The sequence below is a fragment of the Capnocytophaga catalasegens genome (assembly GCF_026005215.1).
In the GTDB taxonomy this organism is placed as follows: domain Bacteria; phylum Bacteroidota; class Bacteroidia; order Flavobacteriales; family Flavobacteriaceae; genus Capnocytophaga; species Capnocytophaga catalasegens.
In genome coordinates, this window is record NZ_BPMA01000056.1 from 1 (window position 1) to 26260 (window position 26260).

Annotated in this window: 28 protein-coding genes and 1 pseudogene; 20 read left to right on the plus strand and 9 right to left on the minus strand. The window is 33.4% G+C overall.

The window, feature by feature from the left end:
• Positions 1-132: 132 nt before the first annotated feature.
• The 3 genes from gldC to OO775_RS11945 all read right to left on the minus strand — a co-directional run bounded on the left by gldC (position 133) and on the right by OO775_RS11945 (position 3972).
• Positions 133-471 carry a gliding motility protein GldC gene (gene gldC, locus OO775_RS11935; protein WP_264847407.1) on the minus strand — a complete coding sequence of 113 codons (339 nt, stop codon included), beginning with the start codon at positions 469-471 and terminating at the stop codon, positions 133-135.
• A gap of 3 nt (positions 472-474) precedes the next feature.
• Complete coding sequence (gene gldB / locus OO775_RS11940) at positions 475-1434, minus strand: gliding motility lipoprotein GldB (protein WP_264847408.1); 960 nt, start codon at positions 1432-1434, stop codon at positions 475-477.
• A 66-nt stretch (positions 1435-1500) separates the two neighbouring features.
• On the minus strand, positions 1501-3972 hold the full coding sequence (locus OO775_RS11945) for a transglycosylase domain-containing protein (protein WP_264847409.1): 2472 nt from the start codon (positions 3970-3972) through the stop codon (positions 1501-1503).
• A gap of 258 nt (positions 3973-4230) precedes the next feature.
• Here OO775_RS11945 and porW point away from each other — a divergent pair, with 258 nt between their 5' ends.
• The 19 genes and pseudogenes from porW to nadD all read left to right on the plus strand — a co-directional run bounded on the left by porW (position 4231) and on the right by nadD (position 21256).
• Complete coding sequence (gene porW, locus OO775_RS11950) at positions 4231-6711, plus strand: type IX secretion system periplasmic lipoprotein PorW/SprE (protein ID WP_264847410.1); 2481 nt, start codon at positions 4231-4233, stop codon at positions 6709-6711.
• Between the two features lie 13 nt (positions 6712-6724).
• Positions 6725-7153, plus strand: coding sequence for a bactofilin family protein (locus OO775_RS11955; RefSeq protein ID WP_264847411.1), 429 nt, complete (start codon positions 6725-6727; stop codon positions 7151-7153).
• Positions 7086-7340, plus strand: coding sequence for an AtpZ/AtpI family protein (locus OO775_RS11960; RefSeq protein ID WP_264847412.1), 255 nt, complete (start codon positions 7086-7088; stop codon positions 7338-7340). The genes OO775_RS11955 and OO775_RS11960 overlap by 68 nt, the downstream gene beginning before the upstream one ends.
• Positions 7341-7372: 32 nt before the next feature.
• Positions 7373-7747, plus strand: a complete 375-nt coding sequence (locus OO775_RS14145) for a DUF6168 family protein (protein ID WP_373874575.1) — start codon at positions 7373-7375, stop codon at positions 7745-7747.
• A 110-nt stretch (positions 7748-7857) separates the two neighbouring features.
• Positions 7858-8940, plus strand: a complete 1083-nt coding sequence (gene atpB / locus OO775_RS11965) for a F0F1 ATP synthase subunit A (RefSeq protein ID WP_373874576.1) — start codon at positions 7858-7860, stop codon at positions 8938-8940.
• A gap of 39 nt (positions 8941-8979) precedes the next feature.
• Complete coding sequence (gene atpE, locus OO775_RS11970; RefSeq protein ID WP_264847434.1) at positions 8980-9180, plus strand: ATP synthase F0 subunit C; 201 nt, start codon at positions 8980-8982, stop codon at positions 9178-9180.
• 165 nt (positions 9181-9345) lie between these two features.
• Positions 9346-9837, plus strand: coding sequence for a F0F1 ATP synthase subunit B (locus OO775_RS11975; RefSeq protein WP_264847414.1), 492 nt, complete (start codon positions 9346-9348; stop codon positions 9835-9837).
• 7 nt (positions 9838-9844) lie between these two features.
• Positions 9845-10399: an ATP synthase F1 subunit delta gene (gene atpH, locus OO775_RS11980; protein ID WP_264847415.1), complete on the plus strand. Its 555-nt coding sequence runs from the start codon at positions 9845-9847 to the stop codon at positions 10397-10399.
• A 19-nt stretch (positions 10400-10418) separates the two neighbouring features.
• Positions 10419-10898, plus strand: a complete 480-nt coding sequence (locus OO775_RS11985) for a glycoside hydrolase family 16 protein (RefSeq protein ID WP_264847417.1) — start codon at positions 10419-10421, stop codon at positions 10896-10898.
• A 35-nt stretch (positions 10899-10933) separates the two neighbouring features.
• Positions 10934-11188: pseudogene (locus OO775_RS14150) on the plus strand (family 16 glycosylhydrolase); the annotation flags it as partial.
• A gap of 88 nt (positions 11189-11276) precedes the next feature.
• Complete coding sequence (locus OO775_RS11990) at positions 11277-12011, plus strand: MBL fold metallo-hydrolase (RefSeq protein ID WP_264847418.1); 735 nt, start codon at positions 11277-11279, stop codon at positions 12009-12011.
• A 56-nt stretch (positions 12012-12067) separates the two neighbouring features.
• Positions 12068-13648 carry a F0F1 ATP synthase subunit alpha gene (gene atpA / locus OO775_RS11995; protein WP_264847419.1) on the plus strand — a complete coding sequence of 527 codons (1581 nt, stop codon included), beginning with the start codon at positions 12068-12070 and terminating at the stop codon, positions 13646-13648.
• Positions 13649-13728: 80 nt separating this feature from the next.
• On the plus strand, positions 13729-14283 hold the full coding sequence (locus tag OO775_RS12000) for a CAP domain-containing protein (RefSeq protein WP_264847421.1): 555 nt from the start codon (positions 13729-13731) through the stop codon (positions 14281-14283).
• A gap of 73 nt (positions 14284-14356) precedes the next feature.
• Positions 14357-15214 carry an ATP synthase F1 subunit gamma gene (atpG, locus tag OO775_RS12005; protein WP_264847423.1) on the plus strand — a complete coding sequence of 286 codons (858 nt, stop codon included), beginning with the start codon at positions 14357-14359 and terminating at the stop codon, positions 15212-15214.
• A gap of 129 nt (positions 15215-15343) precedes the next feature.
• A complete protein-coding gene (locus OO775_RS12010) occupies positions 15344-16045 on the plus strand; it encodes a DUF4197 domain-containing protein (RefSeq protein WP_264847424.1) in 702 nt (233 codons plus the stop codon).
• Between the two features lie 232 nt (positions 16046-16277).
• The gene (gene kbl / locus OO775_RS12015) at positions 16278-17471 is read left to right on the plus strand and encodes a glycine C-acetyltransferase (RefSeq protein ID WP_264847435.1); all 1194 of its coding nucleotides are present in this window, start codon (positions 16278-16280) and stop codon (positions 17469-17471) included.
• A 133-nt stretch (positions 17472-17604) separates the two neighbouring features.
• Positions 17605-18972 (plus strand): OmpA family protein, encoded by a 1368-nt coding sequence (locus OO775_RS12020; protein ID WP_264847425.1) that lies wholly within the window; start codon positions 17605-17607, stop codon positions 18970-18972.
• Positions 18973-19102: 130 nt separating this feature from the next.
• Complete coding sequence (locus OO775_RS12025) at positions 19103-20641, plus strand: YifB family Mg chelatase-like AAA ATPase (RefSeq protein ID WP_264847426.1); 1539 nt, start codon at positions 19103-19105, stop codon at positions 20639-20641.
• An 18-nt stretch (positions 20642-20659) separates the two neighbouring features.
• Positions 20660-21256 (plus strand): nicotinate (nicotinamide) nucleotide adenylyltransferase, encoded by a 597-nt coding sequence (gene nadD / locus OO775_RS12030; protein WP_264847436.1) that lies wholly within the window; start codon positions 20660-20662, stop codon positions 21254-21256.
• Here the strand turns inward: nadD and OO775_RS12035 are convergent, their stop codons facing one another.
• Genes OO775_RS12035 through OO775_RS12055 form a run of 5 tightly spaced genes read right to left on the minus strand, consistent with a single transcriptional unit; the run spans position 21257 to position 25214 of the window.
• Positions 21257-22543 carry a DUF2851 family protein gene (locus OO775_RS12035; protein WP_264847427.1) on the minus strand — a complete coding sequence of 429 codons (1287 nt, stop codon included), beginning with the start codon at positions 22541-22543 and terminating at the stop codon, positions 21257-21259.
• 49 nt (positions 22544-22592) lie between these two features.
• Complete coding sequence (cdaA, locus tag OO775_RS12040; RefSeq protein WP_264847428.1) at positions 22593-23384, minus strand: diadenylate cyclase CdaA; 792 nt, start codon at positions 23382-23384, stop codon at positions 22593-22595.
• Between the two features lie 3 nt (positions 23385-23387).
• Positions 23388-24002 carry a hypothetical protein gene (locus OO775_RS12045; protein WP_264847429.1) on the minus strand — a complete coding sequence of 205 codons (615 nt, stop codon included), beginning with the start codon at positions 24000-24002 and terminating at the stop codon, positions 23388-23390.
• A 9-nt stretch (positions 24003-24011) separates the two neighbouring features.
• A complete protein-coding gene (gene folP / locus OO775_RS12050) occupies positions 24012-24836 on the minus strand; it encodes a dihydropteroate synthase (protein WP_264847430.1) in 825 nt (274 codons plus the stop codon).
• Between the two features lie 12 nt (positions 24837-24848).
• Positions 24849-25214: a helix-turn-helix domain-containing protein gene (locus OO775_RS12055; RefSeq protein WP_264847431.1), complete on the minus strand. Its 366-nt coding sequence runs from the start codon at positions 25212-25214 to the stop codon at positions 24849-24851.
• 224 nt (positions 25215-25438) lie between these two features.
• Between OO775_RS12055 and OO775_RS12060 the strand changes: the two genes are divergently transcribed.
• Positions 25439-25702 carry a hypothetical protein gene (locus OO775_RS12060; RefSeq protein ID WP_264847432.1) on the plus strand — a complete coding sequence of 88 codons (264 nt, stop codon included), beginning with the start codon at positions 25439-25441 and terminating at the stop codon, positions 25700-25702.
• A gap of 375 nt (positions 25703-26077) precedes the next feature.
• Here OO775_RS12060 and OO775_RS12065 read toward each other — a convergent pair.
• A partial coding sequence (locus OO775_RS12065; RefSeq protein WP_264847433.1) for a transposase occupies positions 26078-26260 on the minus strand: 183 nt, incomplete at its 5' end.

Genomic DNA, 26260 nt, shown 5'->3' on the forward strand with positions numbered 1-26260 from the left:
TTTACACTTAGGACAAGTCATTTCATTATTTTTGGATGTAAATATAATAAACAATATTTAATTAACAATGCCGAAACATGTTATTGTATAATTATCTATACTTTTAACCAAATTTATTTGGAAAATAATACATTACATTTCTTTATGTTTAATTTCCATTTTTTCAGCGAAAAAATCCGAAAAATCTTTCATTGTTTGCATCATTTTTTCATCATTTGTGGCCTTGAAGAAAGTATCAGCCATTGTATGAAGCATTTGATAAAAAAATAATTTCATTTCGTCAAGAGGCATATCTTTTGTCCAAAGGTCAATTCGTAGCGTTTCTTTGGCTTTGCTATCCCAAATAGAAAGCAAAACAGCTTTGGCTTCTTCGTTTATTATACCTCCATCTTGTGCTTCCCAAAAGAGTTTTTCAGGGATATGATTTTCATCAAGATGTACTTTTAGTTTAATTTCTGATGTTTTTTTCATAGTTTATTTTGAAGGTTTGTAATTGGCTTGTATGAATAATTCTTCTGACTTTATGCGAAGCAATTTTTCTAAATTGTCAGGATGTTTTTTCATAAACGAATTAACAATATGCAGTCCGATAAATCGCCCAATAGCTCCTGGCGATTCGCTGTCGTGTTCCATATAAAATTTGGAAAAAGGAGCCAAATTGATAAATCTATCCAATGTTTTTTTATCGGTGTTATAAAGTAATTGATTTTGAATAAAATAGCGCCAAATTTCAGATTCGTTAGCCATTGCCCAATCATATTTTTCTCTCGGATATTTCAAAAGAATAACTTCAGAGGTATTGGGAAGAAATTTCTGCGCCAGATACAATCGTTTTCCTTCATAAATCATTGCATCTAAGAAGGTTAGGTTTCTTTCACGCGGAATCATCACCTCCGAAATAGCAAGTGCTACATCAGTTGAAAGATATTTTTTGTCAAAACTAAAACGAATATATTCAGCAATTCCTTCGTAAAATTTGTGATTTGCCCCCAAGTAATTATCCAATCCTATAACAACTAATGTGTCAGCATAAATTACTCGCGAATGATAATCTACATCGGAGGTTAATGTCAAAATTTTGGGAGCAGAAAATTTTGGAAAATAATAGGTAATGTGCTGAAAAATAGATTTTAAATCCTTTTTTTGCTCAGAAAAATCTCCAAATGTTTTAGAAACTTCATCGTATAATTCAAGTTGAAGTTCGTCTGTTCGCTTGCTTGTCCAAGTTGTATCAGAAACCTCGGGCGGGAATAAGTATGGAAATTGTTTTGCCAAAGTAGACAACTGATTTACAGGTGTTTGAAAAAATAGTGAATCAAAACGTGTAACATTCATATTGACAGGTATTTGTCTGATTTCTTTTTCTTTTTTGTTTTCCGTACACGATACAAAAATCAGAATACAAATCCCTAGTAGATTTAAAATATTTTTCATAAAGACCAAAAACTTTTATAAGTTGGCAAAGATATTATATTTCACAGACTTATAAGATAATTTTGTTTATTTTCTTCCAAAAAGTTTTTCAAAAAGGCTTTTTTTCTTAGGTTTTTGTTCAAAAAAAGTATCATCTCTGTGCTGAATTACTTCACTTTGTGTTTCGTTTTGAATTTCCCCTTCGTTTGGAGTAATTATTTTTAGACTATCAACCATAGGTTTGTATATGCGAAAAAGCCCGTTACCTGAAAGGCTATCTTTGGTTTTCCCACTGAAAAGACGCTCAAAGAAATTATCGCTTATAATAGGTTCGCATTCGGTCAAAGTAGCTTTTATTTCTTCTGATACCTCAAAGGTTTCTTTTGATATTTTTTTATATTTTGTATTACGATTAAGTTGCTGCAAGAAGATCGCTGTAATAGGTAGAGCCGAATTAGCCCCTTGTCCGATACGCGTACTGCGAAAACCGATTTGTCTATCATTACCTACCCAGCTAATCATTAGTAAGTTAGGAGTTACAGCAGCAAACCATCCATCTTTATTCTCTTGGGTTGTTCCTGTTTTACCTGCAATATCATTAGAAATTCCGTATTGTCCGCGCATACGAGACGCCGTACCTTGATTTATAGTACCTCGCATCAATTCTATCATAGTTTGTATGGTGGTTTCGCTTAGTACTTGTTTTTCTTTCTTTGGAGAATATGCCCAAAGAATTTTACCTTCTTTATCGGTTATTTTTTCAATAAAATAAGGAGTTGTAGTAGTTCCTTTATTACCAAAAATAGAATATGCCCGAGCTAAATCTAGCATTGTCATTTCAATAGTTCCTAATGCGATGGAAGGAACTCTAGGTATTTCACTTTTTATTCCCAATTGTTTTATTTTACTTACTACATTGTCCATACCTACATAAAAAAGTGTTTGTACAGCAATTGTATTGATAGATTCACGAAGCGCTTTTCCGATTGAAAAATAAGTATGTTCATCAGCTTCTATTTGTGAAGAATTTGTAGGGGTCCAATTTTCGTAATCTGTATAAGTAATTGGATTTGGTGAAAAGTGTGTACAGGCAGGCATTCCATATTCTATGGCTGTTGCATATATGAATGGCTTGAAGGTAGAGCCTACTTGTCGTTGGCTTTGTACAACATGGTCATACTTGAATTTTTCAAAATCAATACCACCAACATATGAACGAATGGCTCCTGTTTTTGGATCAATGGCAACAAAGCCTGTATTGAGTAATCGAATGTAGAACGAAATACTATCTAAGGTACTGTGATTCAGTATAGTATCTTTTCTTTCATAGAAAGATAAATCCATTGCCTTTTTTTGACTTAGTTTATTCCAAATAATTTGCTCAGAAAATCCTTGATTTTGTAATTTTTTATAAACGGAAAGTTTTTTCACTTCATCTTTAAACCATTGATTGTCAATATCCCAAGGGGATTTTTTGCCATATGAAGTTTCAAAATCTTTTTGTAAGCGAGGCATGTGTTTTTCTACTGCATTCTCTGCATATTCTTGCATTGTTTTGTCCAAAGTAGTGTATATTCGAAGACCATCTTTGTACAAATTGTAAGGTGTTCCGTCAGATTTTTTAACATCTTTTAATAATTCTGGGACTTGTAAGCGTATTTGCTCTCTGAAATAAGGAGCAATCCCTTGATTATCAGAAAAATAATTGTATGAAATAGCTAATGAATCTTTGGTATTGAGTTCAAAATCTTCCTGTGAAAGCAAATTATATTTTTTCATCTGTGCCAAAACCGTATTGCGACGCTCTTGGCTTTTTTCAAGGGATATTCTCGGATTATAATTATGAGTAGCTTTGAGCGAACCGACAAGTGTAGCGGCTTCATTCAGAGTGAGTTGCCGAGCCGATTTGCCAAAAAATTTCTGCGAAGCACTTTCTATTCCGTAAGTATTGTCGCTAAAAGGAACCGTATTTAGGTAAAGTGTTAAAATCTCATCTTTGGAATAAATTTTCTCAATTCGTCTTGCGATGAATATTTCTTTAATTTTATTCACAGGCATTGAGTTTTTTCTACCAAAAATATTCTTGGCAAGTTGCATTGTAATTGTACTTCCTCCGCCAGAGGCATCGTTCTGCAAGAGAATAGTTTTGAAAAAAACACGAAACAAACTCTTGCTATCAACTCCTTTATGTGAGCGAAAACGGACGTCTTCGGTAGCGATAAGTGCTTTGATAAGGTACGGAGGGAAGTCTTCGTAAGCAATATTGGTTCTGTCAAAAATAAAAAACTTACCAATAAGCTGATTTTCACAATCATACACAAGACTTGCTTCGGCTTGTTTGAGTTCTTTAAGTTCTTTTTCTGATGGAAGTTTGCCAAAAGCTCCAAAATAAACAAGTGTTATAAAAAATATAAAAAGAAAAGCTCCAATACCTATACTAATTCCTGCCCATTTGAGGTAAAATTTGTACGATTGTTGGCGTAAAAAAATCCAAACTAAGCGAATTTTTTCTTGTAATAGTTGAATGTACGGACGTATTTTTTGTAAAAATTTCTGCATTTTCGGTATTAAAATTTAAGTGCAAGATACTTTCTTTTTTTTAAAGAAAATAGAAGAAAAAGCACTTTAACGCTTTTTTAGGGAGAACTAAAAAACCTTTAACCAAAAAAATTACATAAAAAAAATAGTATTCAAAAAGCCGAATAAATCTACCAAAAATAGATAATTTTATGTTAATTAAAAAATAAAATAGATTATAGTAGTTCTATTTTTTTATTTTTTATGTAACTTGCACCTTTGTAAAAGAAAATTTTGTTAATGAAGAATTTTCAGTATATTTTAATAGGAATTGTAGTTGTTCTATTGGTGGGTTGCACAACAAAGTCGGATACATATTATAATCGTCAGTTTCAGATGATACCAACGATGTATAATGTTTTATACAACGGAAATTTGGCTTTTGACCAAGGGAAAAAAGAACTTGAAGAACAATATCAGGACGATTATTTTGAATTGTTAGCAATAGAACCTGTGGTAATGAATGACCAAATAAAGCTCAAAGGAGAAGAAAATCCACTCTTTGATCGAGCTGAAGAAAAGGCAATTAAAGCAATTCAGAAACACTCAATGGTTTTTGACGGAAAACAAAAAAATCGTAAAATAGACGATGCTTATATCTTGTTAGGCAAAGCTCGTTATTACAATCAACGATTTATTCCTGCCTTGGAGGCTTTCAATCATTTGCTTACCAATTATGGTGTAACAAATCGACGTAACGAGGCTATAATATGGCGGGAAAAAACTAATATACAATTGGGAAGAGATCGTACCGCTGTTGATAATTTGGAAAAATTCTTTTCAACCTCAACCAATAAAAAATCAAAAAAACAAGAACAAAAAATAAAACGACAAGAACGAGCCGATGCACAAGCTACTCTGGCGCAGGCTTTTATCAATCTTAAACAATACGAAAAGGCAGCCAATACGCTGAAAAAAGCAGGAAAACTAACCCGAAACAAACCTCAAAGAGGTCGTTATTATTTCATTACAGCTCAGTTGTACGAACGCTTGAATAATAGTGACTCGGCAACGGTTTATTTTCAAAAAGTGATTGATATGAATCGCAAAATTCCTCGCAAACTTTGGATTGAAGCCCAAGCGGGGAAGACTCGTAATCAGCAACTTACACCCAAAGAATTACAAGATTTTGTTCTTTTTTTAGAAAAAATGGAACGACAATACGAGCATAAACAATTTTTGGACGTTATGTATTTCCAGCATGCAACTGTTTTGGAGCAGCAAAGTCAAAAAAAACAAGCTATTTCGTATTTTCTAAAATCACTTGAAAAGAATACAGACAATAATCGTTTGAAAGAAAAATCGCACGAACGATTGGCAGAATTGTATTTTGCTGAAAAACAATATGTTGATGCTCATGCTCGGTATGATAGTACGCTCGTTTTTATTCCTGAAATGACGTTGGAACACTTGTATATTCGTCGTAAAAGAGATAATCTGGCTGAAATAGCCACACAAGAAAAGATTGTATATCAAACAGATAGTGTTCTTCGTATAATGAAACTCTCTGATGAGCAAAAGGTTACGTATTTTCAAAAACATATAGATTCTTTACAAAAAATAAATGGTAAAATAGCTAACAATCAGCAAATTACAAATTTTGGTAAAGAGATAAAAATTTCAATTCCAACCCAAGATAATACTTTTTATTTTTATAGTCCGACAGCAATTGCTTACGGAAAACAAACATTTGTAAAACAATTTGGCGATAGACCTTTGGTTGACAATTGGCGTTGGTCAAGTCTTGTTACTTCATCGCAAACTGCTGAAAAAGAGCAAGATAGTATTAAAACAAAAGTATTTACGCCTGAAGCATTTATAGCGCAATTACCTCCGCAAAGCGAGCTTCCTTCTTTGGAAGAAAAACGAAACAAAGCCTTGTATCGATTAGGAGTTATTTATTTTGAAAAATTTGAAGATAACACACTTGCTATCAGTCGATTAGAAGAAGTTTTGAAAAATAATCCAGATCAAGATTTAAAACAAAAATCATTGTATCAGTTATATAAAATATATGAGAGAGAAAATTCACCTAAGGCACAAATATATAAAAATCAATTAGTTAGCCAGTTTCCAAACTCAGACTATGCCCAGATACTTTCTGGTTCGGGTAAAACAAACGAACAACAATTGGGAGTATATTACGAAGAATTACAAAAATCGCTTGAAAATCAAGAATTTACACGTATTATAAATGTAGTAGATTCGCTCAAACCGCAGTATAAATTATCTCCTACGGCTCCCGATTGGGATTTGCTTCGTGCACAAGCACAAGGTCGCTTGGAAGGAATAAATGCGTACAAACAGGCATTGGAGCGCATAAAGGAAGAATATCCAAACTCTAAGCAATCTAAAAAAGTAGAAGAATTGCTAACGATACTTAATTTGTCAGAAAAAGAAATCGAATTTGAACCAGAGCAAAGAGCTTCAACTTGGAAAATCGTTTATCCTCTTTTAAGCGAGGAACAACTTACTGCGGTGAAGGATATTCTTGATGAAAATGGTCAAGCATATATTAAAATCACCGAAGATGTATATGATGCTACCGAAAAATGGTCAGTTTTACATGGATTTTTTACTAAAGAACAGGCTTTACAAATGGTTGACCGATTAAAATCTAATCCAAAAAATAGTTTTCCAGAAGAAATTTTTGTAATTTCCTCCGAAAATTATGGTATTATACAAGTATATAAAAATAAAGATAAATATATAATGAATTAAAAATCAATAAATTATGTTTAAAGAAAATAACAAAAATTCAGCTACTGAAACAACCATAGGAGGTAATAATCGTATTGTTTCAGGAACGAAAATTAAAGGAGAGGTTAATTCGCAATCTGATTTCCGTATTGATGGTGAGGTAGAAGGAACTATTCAAACCTCAGGTCGTGTAGTTGTTGGAAAAACAGGTATTATTAAAGGAAAAGTCATTTGTACCAATGCCGATATTGAAGGAACGATACAAGGAACTTTGCAGGTCAAAAATACACTTAGTTTGAAATCAACAGCACGTATTGAAGGTGAAGTTTTGGTTGAAAAATTAGCCATCGAACCAGGAGCGATATTCAATGTAACTTGTACAATGGGGGGTAATAATGAGAAATCTGCCACACAGCCTTTGTTTGGTAAAGACACAAAACCTATTGAAAAAACAGATAAATAATTGGATAAAATTTTCTCAAATAGGATTGCAGATGGCAATAACCATTGCTCTATGTGCTTATTTAGGAGATTGGCTTGATAAGAAATACCCTGTTTTGGCCCCTTGGGGCATTGTGGGGATATCTCTTTTTGGAGTATTTGCATCATTATATAATGTAATAAAACAGGTCGAAAAAATGGATAATTAACAAATCTATTTAGGCTAATGATTTGATAAAGAATGAATTATCTGAGTGAAAACATCTTGAAACTATGTTTAAGATTGTGTTTATTGGCTATAAGCCATTGGATAATTATTACCCAAATGGGAATAAATCTCTTTTATTCTATTTGGAAAATATATAGTTTCCATACAATAATTACCATTATGGTTTTTATAGTTGTTTTTTTTGTCAATAAAAAACGTCCAACTTACACAGGATATGCTTTTTTGGGAGGAACAATTTTGCAAATACTTATTTGTATTGTCTTTTTAATTCCTCTGATTTTTTCACAAATAGAGAATGAAATACCAGATATTTTGTCATTTTTTTTACCATTTTTTGTTTGTTTAACAAGCGAGGTTTTTTTTTCAATAAAGATACTCAATATTTAATTTTGAAAAAAAATAATTTTTTGAAAAAGAAAATAGGAAAATTCAAATAAAAAATATATTTTTGCGTCTTAATTCCAACAAATCATATTATTCATCAATATAAAATAAAAATGATGATACAGAAAATTGTAGACAAAATAGCGTTTTTATTATTGTTATGTGGGTCATTGTCTGTGTTTTCACAACAAGAAGACCATCATCAAGCACCGAAAGAAAACAAAGTTGATGGTACAACTGAAATGATTATGCATCACATAGCCGACGCACACGATTATCATATAATGGATTGGAAAGGACATGCCATTTCGGTATCACTTCCTATTATTTTATGGACAGAGAATGGCTTGGTTACTTTTATGTCGAGCAAGTTCCATCACGATGATAGTGGAAAAGTCATTGTAGAGAGTAAAGGATTGAAGTTTGTTAAATATCACGGCGAAATTTTCTATGCCAATGCTGACGGAAGTCTTTCATTTGATGAAAAGCATCACGTAACTAACCTACGCCCTTTGAACTTTTCGATAACGAAAAATGTGGTAACCCTTATTTTTGTTTGCTTGCTGATGTTATTTATCTTTGTTTCTGTTGCTAAATCTTATAAGAAAAATGATAAAGCTCCAAAGGGAGTAGCAGGATTTTTAGAACCTTTGATTTTGTTTATTCGAGACGATATCGCCAAACCCAACATAGGAGACCATAAGTATGAGCGGTATATGCCTTATTTACTTACCGTATTTTTCCTGATTTGGATAGGAAATTTGCTGGGATTAGTTCCGGTGATTTCAGGAACACTAACCAATGATATTCTATTTACAGGCACATTGGCAGTATTAACATTTGTTATTACAGTGTTTAGTGGTAATAAAAATTATTGGAAACACATATTTGCCACTCCTGGAGTTCCTATATGGTTACTACCGATAATGATTCCAGTAGAAATATTGGGAATGTTGACCAAACCTTTCGCCCTAATGGTGCGTTTGTTTGCTAATATTACAGCAGGACATATTGTAATTCTTAGTTTGATATCGCTTATTTTTGTATTCAAAAGTGTATATGCTTCGGTTGTTTCAGTCCCTTTTGGATTGTTTATCAATGTATTAGAATTACTTGTGGCATTTATTCAAGCCTATGTATTTACACTTCTTTCAGCTTTGTTCATTGGGCAGGCTGTTGAAGAAGAACATCATTAGAATTATTAAATATTAAATTTTTTTATTATGGAAGGAACAATTGTTCTAGCAAGTATTGGTGCTGGTATTGCAGCGCTTGCAGCAGGAATTGGTGTAGGTAAAATTGGTGCTGCGGCAATGGAAGGAATTGCTCGCCAGCCCGAAGCAGCCTCTAAAATTCAAACAGCGATGATTATCTCTGCCGCTCTTATTGAAGGGGTAGCTCTTTTTGCGGTGGTTGTAGCTCTTATGAAAGGGTAATCGCCTAAAAATCAGTCTGTTCGGTAGCGGTTGGTTACCGAACGGATTTTTTGATTAAAATTTTGAAAACAAAATGTTTATTCTTAAAGAGCAACAAAAAAAATAGAAAATCTTTCAATTCGTTATAGAAAAAAAATAATAAAAAAAATATAAATTTAGACATCAATGAATTTAACACACCCTGAAAGTCTTATTTTTTGGACGATAATCGTATTTATTATTACGTTGTTTTTACTAACCAAATATGCGTGGAAACCTATTTTGAATGCAGTAAAGCAACGTGAAAAATCAATCAACGATGCCTTGGCTTCTGCCGAAGAAGCTAAAAAAGAAATGGCAAATTTAAAGGCTGATAATGAAAAATTATTAAATGAAGCTCGTGCAGAGCGTGATGAAATTCTCAAAGAAGCTCGTGCAATCAAAGATCGTATTGTAACCGAAGCCAAAGAAGAAGCACATCGTGAAGGTCAAAAAATTATTGCTCAGGCAAAAACTACTATCGAAAATGAGAAAAAAGCAGCAATTATTGACCTCAAAAGCCAAGTAGCCTCGCTTTCTCTAGAGATTGCTCAAAAAGTTGTAAAAACCGAATTATCTGAAAAGACAAAACAAGAACAACTAATAAATAACTTGCTAAAAGAGGTTACCTTAAACTAAGTTTTGTATGCAAAAAATCAGAGCCGCCAAACGATATGCAAAGGCATTGTTAGATTATGCCATCGAAAAGCAACAGGTAGATATTGTATTTCAAGAAATGACAAACCTCTTGAAAGTAATGGATGAAAACATTGAATTTCAACGATTATTACTTTCTCCTATTGTCAAATCGAATGTAAAACGCAATGTACTTGTACATATATTCCCTGACAAGTCAGACCTTGTACGCCAACTAATTGAAGTTTTGGTGCGTAATAAACGTCTTTCGCTGACCAAAAATATAGCAAAAGCATATATTGAGTTATATAATGAATATAAGCAAAAGCGAATAGTGCAAGTAACTACAGCAGAACCTATTTCGGATCTGCTTAAAGATCAGTTTTTGCAAAAAATAAAACAACTTACAGGTAATTCAAATTTCGAATTGCGGAATAAAATAGACCAGAATATTATAGGAGGTTTTATTTTACGAGTGGGTGATATTCAGTATAATGCGAGTATTTCTTATAAACTTTTGGCTATAAAACGTAATTTTGAAGAGAATTTATTCATACAAAAATAACTTTATAAGGGAAAAATGAATGAAAAATAAAGTATTTACCATATTGTCATTGCTATGTTTTTTTTCTTTATTAGTGTTTTCTTGCCAAAAAGAGAAAGAAAAACCTCTTGAAAAAGAAGACAGAAAAGAATCGGGCAAAGATATTTTCAGAGAAGATTTTAATACTTCTGATATTGATGAAACGATTTGGCAAATAGGCACTTGGAAAGAGCATGGAGGACAAACAGACAGGACACGTGTTTATACCAAAAATGGACACTTGCATTTAGTTTTTCGTAACGATAATGGTTCATATTTGGGTTCTGCTATTCAAACACGTAAAGAATTTTCATATGGAAAATGGGAAGTTCGCTTAAAATCTTCTTCTGTTGCAGGAATTTTAAATTCTTTTTACACCATTGATTGGAATGACAAAGAGGTGGGTGATGGAACCAAGCAAGAAGTTGACATTGAGTTTCTTACATATAAGTTCAAAAAAATACAGGAGAAGTTCACTTAGCGACTCACGCTACAAATAAGCAAAGTTTTAGCACTAATATAGAATTAAATTTCAATCCTTCTGATGATTTTCATATTTGGGGATTTAACATTTTACCTGACCGAATTGAATGGTTTGTTGATGGGAAAATTTATTACACTTACCATTACAAAGACCACGAGGTGAAAATAACTGAAAACTATTTCTTAAAATTAAATTCTTGGACAGACACAAGTTGGATAAAAGGACCACCCCAATCAGGAATAGATTGTATATATCTGATTGACTGGATACAATTTACACCTTATTAGTATAAAAAACACTATATAGCGAGCAAGCTCTCGGCTATCACACGTAATTTTGAAGAGAAATTATATACTATTTGTAAATTTTTAAGTAATGAAAAAAGTAATTTTATTTTTATTATACATAATTAGTTGTACCTTGACTGCTCAGCCCAAGTATCAGTCCGATATTTTCTCTACCAAAAATGGTAAAAAAGTAACCATTACTTTCATCAAACACGGTAGTTTGGCAATTACATACGATAACATTTCTTTTCAGATAGACCCTGTGATAAATTATCAGGATAATGTAACGGATTATTCGAGTTTTCCGAAAGCGAATTTTATTTTGGTAACACACGAACATCCAGACCATTACGACGAAAAAGCAATTCGCCTACTTTCAAAAAAATCAACTCAAATTATTCTTAATGAAAGTTGTAAAGAAAAATTGGGTAGCGGAATCGCAATGAAAAATGGAGATAAACGCTCACTGAAGAAACGCATTGATATAGAGGCTGTTCCTGCTTATAACACAACTGCAGGAAGGGAAAAATATCACCCGAAAGGTCGTGATAACGGATATATTTTGACATTTGACGGATTGCGTATTTACATCGCAGGTGATACAGAAGATATTCCCGAAATGAATGATATTTCAAATATAGATATTGCGTTTCTACCTATAAATCAACCTTATACGATGACTCTTGAACAAGCTGAGAGAGCTGTTAGAATGATTAGTCCTAAAATATTTTATCCATATCATTTTAATGATACTCCTGTACAAGAGCTTGTAACACGGCTTAATAACACGTTGATTGAGGTAAGAATACGTGAAATGAAGTAGAATATTTCAAAAGTTCATAAATAATTTTAACATTGAACCATTAAACAGAATAAAAAATGGCAGAGATAAAAGCCGCTGAGATTTCAGCAATTTTAAAGCAGCAATTGGCGAATTTTGATTCGTCAACTTCCTTAGAAGAAGTAGGAACCGTTCTTGAAGTAGGAGACGGAATCGCTCGAGTTTTCGGTCTTTCTAAAGCAGAAAACGGAGAATTATTGGAGTTTGAATCTGGGTTGCAAGGTATGGTACTCAACCTTGAAGAAGACCACGTAGGGGTAGTTGTTCTTGGACAATCCAAACAGATAAAAGAAGGAGATACTGTTAAACGTACCAATCGTATTGCCTCTATCAAAGTAGGCGAGGGAGTTATTGGACGTGTTGTTAATACATTGGGAGAGGCCATTGACGGAAAAGGACCTATAACAGGTGAACTTTTTGAAATGCCTTTGGAACGTAAAGCACCTGGAGTTATTTATCGTCAACCAGTTAATGAACCTTTGCAAACAGGTATTAAAGCTATTGATGCAATGATTCCTATCGGAAGAGGGCAACGTGAGTTAGTTATTGGTGACCGTCAAACAGGGAAAACAACAGTTTGTATTGATACTATACTTAATCAAAAAGAATTTTACGATGCAGGCAAGCCTGTTTATTGTATTTATGTGGCTATCGGACAGAAAGCCTCAACGGTTGCAGGAATTGCCAAAACTCTTGAAGATGCAGGAGCAATGGCTTACACCACTATTGTAGCTGCGAATGCTTCTGATCCTGCTCCGATGCAAGTGTACGCACCTTTTGCAGGAGCAGCTATTGGGGAGTATTTCCGAGATACAGGTCGCCCAGCTTTAATTATTTATGATGACCTTTCCAAACAAGCTGTTGCCTATCGTGAGGTATCATTGTTGCTTAGAAGACCACCAGGACGTGAGGCTTATCCAGGAGATGTATTTTATCTACATTCTCGTTTGTTGGAAAGAGCTGCTAAAATTATTGCTAATGACCAAGTAGCAGCCAAAATGAATGATCTACCTGAACCTTTACGCAAGCGTGTAAAAGGAGGAGGTTCGCTCACGGCACTTCCTATCATTGAAACTCAAGCAGGAGACGTTTCGGCATATATTCCGACGAATGTGATTTCAATTACAGATGGACAAATATTCTTGGAATCAGACCTTTTCAATTCTGGGGTGAGACCTGCTATCAATGTAGGAATTTCGGTGTCTCGTGTAGGAGGTTCGGCACAAATTAAGTCAATGAAAAAAGTAGCGGGAACGCTCAAACTTGACCAAGCTCAATATCGTGAATTAGCAGCATTTGCTAAATTTGGTTCCGACCTTGATGCAGCAACAACCAATGTGATTGAAAAAGGAAAACGTAATGTGGAAATCTTAAAACAATCTCAAAACGACCCATACAAAGTAGAAGACCAAGTGGCTATTATTTATGTTGGGTCAAAAAACTTATTACGTCAAGTACCTGTTGAAAAGGTAAAAGAATTTGAGAAAGAATATTTAGAATTTTTGCATGCCAAACATACAGAGGTTCTTGATGAACTCAAAGCAGGTAAACTTACCGATGAAATTACCTTAACACTTGAAAAAGTAGCGAAGGAACTATCGCAGAAATATACAGCATAATTAAATCTTTATCAAAGCTTCGAAGCTTTGGTAAAGTTTAAAAAATATTTTAAGAAAAAGGTAAATTATTTATTAGGGAAATGAAATTCTTGTTGTTTTGTTTTAACTTGATTTTTATTGCGTGTTCAACTATTTCCAATACATCAGAAAATCAGATTGATAACGAAATTGGGACAGAAAGTTCTCAAGAAAGAAAACTTTATGAACTAATAATGGCTTACCGAAAACAAATGGGTTTGTCAGAAATACCTCTTTCTAAGAGTTTGACTCTTGTAGCTAGAACTCATGTTAAGGATTTAGGAAATAATAATCCTAATAGAGGTTCATGTAATTTACATAGTTGGTCAGACAAAGGTATTTGGAAACCAGTATGTTATACTTCCGACCATGCTCAAGCATCTTTAATGTGGAGCAAACCACGTGAACTGACTTCTTATCAAGGAAATGGCTATGAAATTGCTGCCCAAGGAGTTTCTTCCGCAGAAATAGCTTTAAATTTGTGGAAGAAAAATGCCAACCACGAAGCTGTTTTAATGAATAGAGGCGTATGGAGTGAAAAATGGCAGGCTATTGGTATTGGAATGTACAAAAATTATGCTGTTGTATGGTTTGGAAAAGAAAAAGACACAGAATAATAATTGCATTATTAAAAATTATAAATAAAAAATAGTTACTTTACATTTTAAAATATAGAAAAGTCATTGAATTATGGCAAATTTGAAAGAAATACGAAGTCGAATAGCTTCAATCAATTCGACAATGCAAATAACCAGTGCAATGAAAATGGTTTCAGCAGCAAAGTCAAAAAAAGCACAAGATGCCATTTCGGCAATGAAACCTTATGCAAACAAGCTAACTGAACTACTTGGCTTTTTAGGGACCGCCTTGGGTAATGATAATCCGTATATGCCCAAAGTGGAAGTTCCCGAAAACATTTTGATTGTGGCAATAACTTCTGATAGAGGACTTTGTGGGGCGTTCAATTCTAATATTGTAAAACGAGCTTTGTCATTGGTAGAAAATACATATGCTGGGAAAAATGTAACATTTCATACAATTGGTAAAAAAGGAAATGATGTACTTAAAAAAACTGAGAAAGTAACTCAATTTTATGCACATTTGTTTGATAATTTGACTTTCGAACGTGTGTCTGAAATAGCACAAGAGCTAATGCAAGCGTATGTTTTACACAAGTATGATAAAATTATTTTGGTATATAATAGTTTTAAAAATGTTGCTACACAGATAGTTGTTGAAGAAACTTTCTTACCAATAACACCTATGCAACAAGAACAAGCAATAGAAACAGATTATATTTTTGAACCATCAAAGCAAGAAATTATAGAAACAATAGTTCCCAGATCTCTCAAAATCCAATTTTACAAAGTTTTACGTGATTCATTTGCGGCTGAACACGGAGCACGAATGACAGCAATGCACAAAGCTACTGACAATGCAACCGAATTGCGAGATCAACTAAAACTTACTTACAATAAAGCTCGACAAGCAACTATAACCAACGAAATTTTGGAAATAGTAGGAGGAGCAGAAGCTCTTAACGGATAAAAAATTTAATTTAGTTTTTCAAAAACCAAGTTCAAGCAATAGAATTTGGTTTTTTTATTGTTTTCTAAAGAAAATGTTTTTTTAATTTCAAATAAAAATGTAACTTTGCCTCATTTAATATTAGTGATAATGAAAAAAATAACTATTGTATTGTGTAGTTTATTCTTATTCAATGGTTGTGCTGAGTTACAAACGGTTGTCAATAATTTACCTGTATCGGGCACGCTAACCAATGCTGATGTTTCTAATGGTCTTAAACAAGCCTTGGAGCTTGGTGTATCAAGTGGAGTAGATATGTTGAGCAAGCAAAATGGCTATTATGGGAATAATATGGTGAAAATATTATTTCCAGAACAGCTACAAAAAGTAGATAATACACTTCGTAAAATAGGGCTTTCAAGCCTTGCAGATGAAGGAATTAAACTTCTTAATCGAGCAGCCGAAGATGCTGTTTCACAGGCAAAACCGATTTTTGTTTCAGCAATTAGAAATTTAACTTTTACTGATGCTATGTCTATTCTGACAGGAAATAAAGATGCAGCTACTCAATACCTTCAAAAACAAACAACTTCACAATTAGTTTCAGCTTTTTCACCCCAAATAAAAGCGTCGCTTGATAAAGTGGGAGCCAATGATGTATGGACACAAATAATGAATAAATATAATACGATTCCTTTTATCTCACCAGTTAATACAGATCTTACAGCATATGTAACAGAAAAAACCATTGAGGGACTTTTTGTTCAAATCGCCCAAAAAGAATTAGATATTCGTCAAAATGTGAGTGCTCGAACTACTCCACTTTTACAAAAAGTATTTGCAAATCAGTAAAAAAAGACGATTTCTATTATAAATATACTGAGATAGAAAATTGTATTTGAGTATTTTCTTTGTTATTTTTTTTTAAATCTAAGATAATTTTATTATTAAAATACTGATATCAAGCACTTTAAATAAAAGTTAATAAAAAATATTTTTTAAAAAAAATTTTTTGTCAAATGCTTTTTTGTTGCTAAAATATTCTTATCTTTGTGCTATTGATTATTTAGCAAAACAAGATTTTATGTACGGGAAAATAAAACAATATTTGAAAGAGGAACTTGCCGAGATAAAACAAGCAGGTTTGTACAAAAAAGAACGTATTATTACTTCACAACAAGGTGCTGAAATACAAATTAGTACAGGTCAAAGAGTGATTAATTTTTGCGCGAATAATTATTTAGGGCTTTCTTCTCACTCTGAGGTAGTAAAAGCTGCTAAGCAAACTCTGGACACCCATGGTTTTGGAATGTCGTCGGTTCGGTTTATTTGTGGAACACAGGATATTCACAAAGAATTAGAGCAAAAAATAGCTCATTTCTACGGAACGGAAGATACTATATTGTATGCAGCTGCTTTTGATGCTAATGGAGGTGTTTTTGAACCACTTTTTTCTGCAGAAGATGCAATTATTTCTGATTCTTTAAATCATGCTTCTATTATTGATGGTGTCCGTCTGTGTAAAGCAAAGCGTTATCGATACGAAAATAGCAATATGAACGACTTGGAAGTTCAGCTACAACAAGCAAGTAGAGACCAAGCACGTTTTAAAATTATTGTTACTGATGGAGTTTTCTCTATGGATGGAGTTGTCGCACCATTAGATAAGATATGTGATTTGGCCGAAAAATATGATGCATTGGTAATGGTTGATGAATGTCATGCAGCAGGCTTTATCGGAGCGACAGGAAAGGGTACATTAGAAGAAAAAGGTGTTATGGGACGTGTAGATATTGTAACAGGTACTCTTGGGAAAGCCTTAGGAGGAGCTATGGGAGGTTATACTACGGGTAAAAAAGAAATTATAGAAATCTTGCGCCAGCGTTCTAGACCTTATTTGTTTTCAAATTCATTGATGCCTGCTATTGTTGGAGCATCAATCAAAGTGTTTGATATGCTTGCCAATGATACAACACTTCGCGATCGAGTGCAATGGAATACTAAGTATTTTAAAAAAGGCATGAAACAAGCAGGTTTTGACATTATTGATGGAGACAGTGCTATTGTTCCTGTAATGTTGTATGATGCAAAGACTTCACAAGTAATGGCAGATAAACTTTTAGAAAAAGGTATTTATGTAATTGGATTTTTCTATCCTGTTGTTCCCAAAGATAAAGCACGTATTCGCGTACAACTTTCAGCAGCACACACACAAGAACATTTGGACAAAGCTATAAAGGCTTTTACTGAAGTAGGAAAAGAGCTTGGAGTTATTTAAAATAAATGAAATAAGATTATAAAATTGTTAAAATTAACACAAATAGAAAAAAAATAAAGAAAGTAGTTGATTTTTTACGTATCTTAGCACCCAAATTCAAAAAGATTATAGAATAATTAAATTTTTTAAACGTATGAAAAGAATAAAAGTTTCATTGGTAGCTTTGTCATTGCTTTTAGGCGTTGGAGCAGTACAAGCACAAGACCAAAACAATCCTTGGGCAATAGGATTTGGCGTAAATGCCGTAGACATTAGATCTCCAAAAGACTTTGGAGATGTATTTAAAGATTGGTATGGAACAAAGGATTTCAATATCCTTCCTGCTGTATCTAAACTTTCAGTAGCTCGCTACATCGGTTCTGGTTTCTCTGCTGAAATTGACGGAACTTTGAACAAAATTGAAAGAGGTTTCAATGATGAAGATGCAAATCTTCCAAAAATTGATGAATCATTTTGGGCAGCTAACTTACAAGTTCGCTATGCTTTGAGAAACATCTTTACAACTGAGTCTGGTTGGTTTGACCCATATGTAAAAGTAGGAGGAGGATATTCTAAATATGGAGATTTAGATGATATCAAAATACTTGCCGGAGGGGGAATTAACTTCTGGTTTAATGAAAATATCGGTCTTAACGTTCAAACAGGTTATCATCACGCTTTCAAAGAAACAGCTACTGACTATTTCCAACATTCAGCAGGAATTGTAGTTAAATTTGGAGGAAAAGACACAGACAAAGATGGTGTGTTTGATAAAGACGATGCTTGTCCAGAAACACCAGGATTGAAAGAATTCAATGGATGCCCTGATACAGATGGAGATGGTATTGCTGATAAAGATGATGCTTGTCCAGAAGAAGCAGGTCCAAAAGAATTAAACGGATGCCCTGATGCAGATGGAGATGGTATTGCTGACAAAGATGATGCTTGTCCAGAAACACCAGGATTGAAAGAATTTAAAGGTTGTCCTGATACAGATGGAGATGGTATTGCTGATAATGAAGATAAATGTCCTAACGAAGCAGGTCCAAAAGAAAACAATGGATGTCCATTCCAAGATAAAGACGGAGATGGAGTACTTGATAAAGATGACCTTTGCCCAGATGTACCTGGTCCAGTTTCTAACAGAGGTTGTCCAGAAGTAACAGAAGTTGTTCAAAAACAATTGAATGACTATGCTAAAACAATCTTGTTCGATACAGGTAAAGCTACTATCAAAACTTCATCTGCTGATGTTCTTGACCAAATCGTTCGAGTATTGAATGAGTACAAATCTTCAAGATTTACAGTTGAAGGACACACTGATAGTACAGGTAACAAAGCTAGAAATCAAACACTTTCACAAGACAGAGCTGATGCAGTAAAAGCATATTTGATTGAAAAAGGAATTGATGCATCAAGATTAGAATCAAGAGGTTATGGACAAGATCGTCCAATTGCTTCTAATGCTAATGCAAAAGGAAGACAGCTTAATCGTCGTGTTGAAATCAATTTGATTAAATAATTTTAAAAATGAATAATATATTAAAAACTGCCTTGTAAAAGGCAGTTTTTTATTTTAAATTACATTAGAATAAATTCATTTTTTATCGAAAATTTGCTATTTTTGCTCTTTTGATAAAAGTGCATAGTTTATGTTAGTGAAAGTTTATGGAAGTGCTGTTTTTGGCGTAGAAGCAACAACCATTACAATTGAAGTAAATATTGATAAAGGCATAGGTTATCATTTGGTTGGATTGCCTGACAACGCCATAAAAGAAAGTAATTATCGGATAGCAGCTGCTTTACAAAATAACAATTATAAAATACCAGGTAAAAAAATAACTATCAATATGGCTCCTGCAGATATGCGAAAAGAAGGCTCGGCGTATGATTTGAGTTTTGCTATTGGTATTTTGGCAGCAAATGGTGAGGTACAATCTGAAAAATTGAGTGAATATATCATTATGGGTGAACTTTCTCTTGATGGAAGTTTACAACCTATAAAAGGAGTTTTACCGATAGCTATTCAGGCTCGAAAGGAAAAATTCAAAGGTTTTATTCTTCCCAAACAAAATGCCAAAGAAGCTGCGATTGTTAATAATTTGGAGGTTTATGGAGTAGATAATATTAAAGAAGTTATTGATTTTCTCAATGAAGATATTCAACTTGAAAGAACAGAAATTGATACCCGAGAAGAATTTTTCAAAAATTTGGAAACGCCCGAGTTTGATTTTTCAGACGTAAAAGGACAAGAAAGTGTAAAACGTTGTATGGAAATTGCAGCGGCAGGTGGACATAATATCATTTTGATAGGTCCGCCGGGCTCAGGAAAAACAATGCTTGCCAAGCGTTTACCAAGCATTCTCCCTCCGATGACTCTTTACGAAGCATTAGAAACGACCAAAATACATAGTGTGGTTGGGCGTGTAAAAGATAGTGGGCTTATTTGTCAACGCCCATTTCGAAGTCCTCATCATACCATTTCTGATGTTGCTTTGGTTGGAGGAGGTAGCTATCCTCAACCGGGTGAAATATCATTGGCACATAATGGCGTTTTATTCTTGGACGAATTACCTGAATTTAAACGAACGGTTTTAGAGGTAATGCGACAACCACTTGAAGATAGAGAAGTTACTATTTCGCGAACGAAATTTACCATTACATATCCGTCTTCTTTTATGTTGGTAGCGAGTATGAATCCAAGTCCGAGTGGATATTTTAATGACCCAGAAGCCCCAGTGGTGAGTACTCCTGCCGAAATGCAACGCTATTTGGGTAAAATTTCAGGACCTCTTTTGGATAGAATTGATATTCATATAGAAGTAAGTCCTGTTCCTTTTGAAAAACTTTCTAATGAAGACAAATCGGAAAGTAGTGCAGATATTCGCAAGCGAGTTATTCAAGCAAGAGCTATCCAAACCGAGCGTTTTAAGGAATATGAACATATTCACTACAACGCACAAATGAATACAAAACAAATACGCAAATATTGCAAACTCAATGAAAAATCACTCGAATTACTTAAAAATGCAATGGACAGATTGAATCTTTCGGCACGAGCATATGACCGTATCTTGAAAGTGGCGCGCACCATTGCTGATTTGGACAATTCGCCCCAAATTCAAGAATACCATATAGGAGAGGCTATTCAGTACCGAAGCCTTGATAGAGAAAATTGGTTTGGCAATTAAAAATTTTCAAAAGAATTGATAATGAAGAAGATAGGTCTTTATTTTGGGTCATTTAATCCGATACATATCGGACATATTATTATTGCCAATCACTTGGTAGAACATAGTGATATGGACGAAATATGGTTTGTTGTTACTCCTTTAAGTCCTTTCAAACAGAAAGTGAATTTGTTAGAAAATCATCATCGACTTGAAATGGTTTATCGAGCTGTTAAAAAATATGACAAACTTCGTGAGAGCGATATAGAATTCCGCCTACCTGAACCGAATTATACCATAAATACATTAACTTATTTGGAAGAAAAATACCCCAAAACTCATTTTTGCCTGATAATGGGAGAGGATAATCTCAAAAGTTTTCCAAAATGGAAAAATTATCAAGTACTATTAGAGCGATATGATATTTATGTATATCCTCGGATTTCACAAGAAGAAATACCTATCGAATTATTACATCACCCGCGTATAAAACGTGTGAATGCTCCTATTATAGAACTCTCGGCTACGCTCGTTCGAGATGAAATAGCACAAGGGAAAAATGTCCGCCCACTACTTGACCCCGATGTTTGGAAATATATAGATGAAATGGGTTTTTATTTGAAAAATTATTCATAATCAAAAAGGTAAGATTTTTTGTTTAAGTAAAGTTATACCTATTTGACATCGCAAACACTCATGCTTAGAGCAGTATTTTTTGTAAAGTTGAAGTATGGCTTGGCTTTCGAGCGCATTGTTTATTACTACTTTCAAATTTTGAAATTTGTTTAAAATAGCATTTTCTTCGACAGGAACATTTGTCATTTTTGTTAAAAAAGAGGAATTATTAAGTTCGTTTAAAAATATAGCATAGGTGTATTGTATCGGGATAATTACATTTATCCATAATAATTCAGCTTGTAATTTAGTGATTTTCTTGATTTTAGATTTTGATTCTTTTGTGAAAGTATAATGAGTTTTCCAATATTCGGAGGTAGAAATACTTGTAACGAGCGTTTGCCATTCCTCTATAGAATTGATTGATAAGCATTTGGCAAACAAATTTTTTTCTTTATTATAAAAATTGGCTAATTGTGATAATCGAATCGTTGGAAAATTAGAAGGGCGTAGTTTGAAAAATTGCACACCTATTTCGCTCGTAAGTAATTGATACTTATGTTGTTGATATTGATATTCGGTTTGCAATGTTTTCTGATAAGTATCCAATGCTTCACCAGTAAGTAGCCCGAGTTGTCCAAAGAGTAACGCTTCGAGCGATTCTATTCTGTGAAGTTCTTTACGAATAATGGTAAAAGGTATTTTTCTTGCAGCATTTTCAAAAATTTCTCCATTGATATTTCCGCCAAAATAACGCATCATAAGGCGAAAAAATACTGATTCCCAATCATTTTGAGTATCTTGCAACATCTTCAAAATCAGAGAAGATTTTTCTTTTAATCGTTCCAGATAAAGTGTCGATTTCCAAATATTCCAAACAGAATTCTCAATATGAATTAGCTCTTTTTCGCAAGGGATAAAACTTGTCGGACGATTAAAAAAATCATGATATGTATCTAATATTTCTTGAGATACAATCGATTGAAGTTCCAATGTAGGAATTATATTGTTGTGATAATCAAACACTTCACTATCGTGTTGCCAAACTACATGAAGAATAATATTACCGTAGGTTCGGTCTTTTTCGTGTCCGTGAGCGTACCAATGTGAGGAATGAGTGTGTATTTCAACATTACCTGCCCATTCTTGCGTACCTATTTTCAGGTGAGCACCCATAAAATCGGGACCCGAAAGTTTATTGTGTTCCCCAGAAGAAATTATTTGCAAAATATCTCCATTAACAAGTCTTAAATTCTTGTTTAGCAGATAGTTATTTTTCCAGATATAATGCAAAAAATCTTCTCGCATTGGAGTAAATAAAAGGTTTAATTATTCAAAAAAAGAGGGTGATTTTTTATTACGAAAAATCTTTTTCCATTATTTGTATCAATTCTTCATCAGTATTGAAAAGTACAAATTCACCATTTTTTATATACGAAATTTTTCCAGTTTCTTCTGAAACAACGAGTGCCGTAGCATCTGTTTTTTCGGTAATAGAAATAGCAGCACGATGTCTTAGTCCGAATCGTTTTGGGATAACACTCTGACTGACAACAGGTAATATAACACGTGTTGCTACTACGTAATTTTCCTCAACGATAATCGCTCCATCGTGCAAAGGGCTATTTTTGTAGAAAATACTTTCCAAAATAGGCTGATTGACCTCTATGTTCATTTTATCTCCTGAATTTTTAACAAAATCAAGTGATTGATTTCGTTCCAAAATTATGAGAGCTCCCGTATTTTCTAATCCCATTTTTCGACAGGCAGAAACTAGTGTTTCAATAGTTTGTCGCACCGACGAATCTATTTTAGCATTTCTTAAAAAAGAAAGTTTTTTGAAAAATCCTTTTTTGGTAATGTTTGTTGAGCCTACAACCAGCAAAAACTTACGTATTTCTTGCTGAAAAACAACAATAAGAGCAAAAAAACCCATACCGATGAATTGTCCTAATATTCCACTAAGAAGCTCCATACCAACAAGTTGTGTTACTTTCCAAATAACAAAAATAATAACTATACCTAAGAAAATATTGATTGCTACGCTTCCTTTGAGTAGTTTATAAATATAATACAGAAGCAACCCAACTAAAATAATATCAATGGCATCAATAATAGAAAAATCTAAAAAATCAAATGCTTTAAACATAATCTATGATTTTGTATAAAAAATTTCAGAAGGAATGATTTCAACCTTCAATAAAGATTGGTAAATACGTACAAAATCTTCAAAAGATATTGCTCCATCAAAGACCCAAAGGTACGATTTGTTTGCATTTTTAGAAAATTCTGACAAATAAATTTTTTCCCCATCAATATAAAAACCATCTTTTCGGACAAAAACTTGTATGGAATTTGCTGTTTTGAGTTGATTTTCTGCCTGAAAAAAACGAAATCGGGTAGGAGTAAAATCTATAAAACCCAGTTGTTTTTGAGTCATTTCGGCAACAGAGAAGTAATTACGCGAAGAAGGATTGTTATGCGGATTCATTGGATTTTCTTTTTTTGTTTGCATTTTGTCTATTTGCAATCCGCTCTGATACAGCGAATTACGTTTATCAACATGAAAGACCCAATGGGTAGATGTTATCAAGTTCGACCGATTCAGTTTGGCTTGTTTTGTTTCTTCATCAAAAAAAATATAAATAGCCGAATGGTCAGTAAGGTAAGTTTTATCAACTTCACTTACCTGAGGGAGCTGCACTCTTTTCTGTTGGCAACTTATTGTAAATAAAGAAATTAGTATAAAAATTGAAATAGATTTCATACAAAAATATTATAGATTCATAGTTTGGATTATTTTCACACATTCCATGGCTTGTTTTACATCATGAACACGCAAAATATCAGCTCCTTTGAGCAATGCTATCGTATTTAGAGCAGAAGTCCCGTTCAGCGATTCTTCGGGAGAAGATTCTAATAGTTTGTAAAGCATAGATTTACGAGAAATACCTACAAGCAAGGGCTTTTCTAATATGTGAAAAGCATCTAAGTTTTTCATTAGGGAATAATTCTGCTCTAAGGTCTTTGAAAACCCAAACCCCGGGTCAATAATAAGGTCATTTATCCCTCGTGCGTGTGCCTTTTGTGTTATTTGCGAAAAGTAATAAATAATGTCTTTGACTAAATGATTGTACTGAGTGAATTGTTGCATAGTCTGTGGAGTACCTCTCATATGCATGGCAATATAAGGCACTTGGTAGCTTGTGACAATATCCCACATAGTAGGGTCTGCCTCGCCTGCCGAAATATCATTGACAATACAAGCTCCTGCTTTGATTGCTTGTCGAGCTACTTCACCTCGGAAGGTATCTACAGAAATAAATACACTTGGGAAAGCTCGGATTATTTTCTCAATCAGTGGGATAACACGCTTGATTTCTTCGCTTTGAGAAACGTTTTCTGCATTGGGTCGAGAACTATATCCACCTATATCGATAAATGTAGCACCATCGTGGAGCATTTGTTCTACTTGGTTTAGTATATTGTGTTCTGTTATGCGACTTTGGCTGTAAAATGAGTCGGGAGTAGCATTGACGATTCCCATTATTTTGGGAATATCCAACGAGATAAGTATTCCGTTGCAAGTAATGGTTTTCATCGGATAAGAAAATTACTGATGTGTGGTTTGACTTCTTAAAAAAGCAATTTCATGATCTTTGATTTTGATTATTCGTTCGTATAGGAGTTTTATTTCTTCCAAATCATTTTGTTTGAAATTGACTAAATGCCCTCTGTTTTTTAGACCTTGATTATTGAAATTGTTGTAAATATTGTTGTTATCCAAATTTAAAATTTCAGAAACAGAAACTTCTAAAATTTTAGAAATATCGAACAGGCGCTCAATGGTCAGTTGCGTTTTTCCGTTTTCAATGCTACTATAGGCCCGTTGTGAGATATGCAGGCTCTCTGCCATAAACTCTTGTGTATAGTTTTTGTTTTCTCGGACTTTGCGAATTTTCTCGTGATAGTTAAACATAGCTTGGTTGATTAAAATATGGACAAATATACATATTATTTCTAAATTAGAAAAATTTGGTATAAGGTTTTTGTATTTTTTGTAGATAACTTTGCAAAATAAAAATCTTTTCGGAAAAAGGAGTAAAATTTGTTTTATGGATATTTTTTGCAAAAGATATAATTAAGGTTTAATTTTAAATTTTTCATTTTATGAATTACTTAAATAAAAAAGCAATTTTAGGAATGCTAGTGACAATGATAATGTCATTAGGCATAATGGGAGGAGTCAATAAGACAAATAAAATTGATTCCAATTTACAACAGGTAGCTGTAGGGTGTGGTTATATGGCCTCCCAAAGTGAAGGAGGGGGAGCTACAGGAGCTTGGATGGCAGCTTCTGGAGTTGCTACTGGATTTGCAGTAAATGTTGCTTATGGAGCAGCAGTTAACACTTGGAATCCTGCTGGATGGGTAGGATGGGGCGTAGCTGGGATAAGTGCTTTATAAAACAATGTTTAGTTATGAAAAATAAAATTTCTTTTATAGTTCGAGTATTTGGTTCTTTATTTTCTTTCGGACTTATATTTTTATTTTTTTTCTTGAAAAAAACAGAAATAATTCCTGCTGAAAAATTTAACCTTTTTTCTGTAACTATTGGGGTTATTTTGATAGTATTCATCACCCTTTTATGTATGATGATTTTGCATTTTTTAATTAAAAAATATTATAAAACATGAATACAAACAAAAAAGCAATTTTAGGAATAAATTAGAAAAATTTGGTATAAGTTTTTAGTGTTTTTTGTAGATAACTTTGTTGTGTAAAAGATTAGTTGATTATATAGTATTGAAAAAATATTATTATTTATTTGTATATCCGTAATCACTCATAAGCGGTAATATTGGCTAAAACCAACCTGTCGAATAAATGCTCTCCAAAGTAACGACGATTGAGTTTGTAAACAAATTCGTCTAAGTACAATTGTAGATACTTTCGTTTGATTTTGTGATAGTTACATAATAAATTCCGCTTGGCATTACTGATAACAATATGCACCCATTTCAA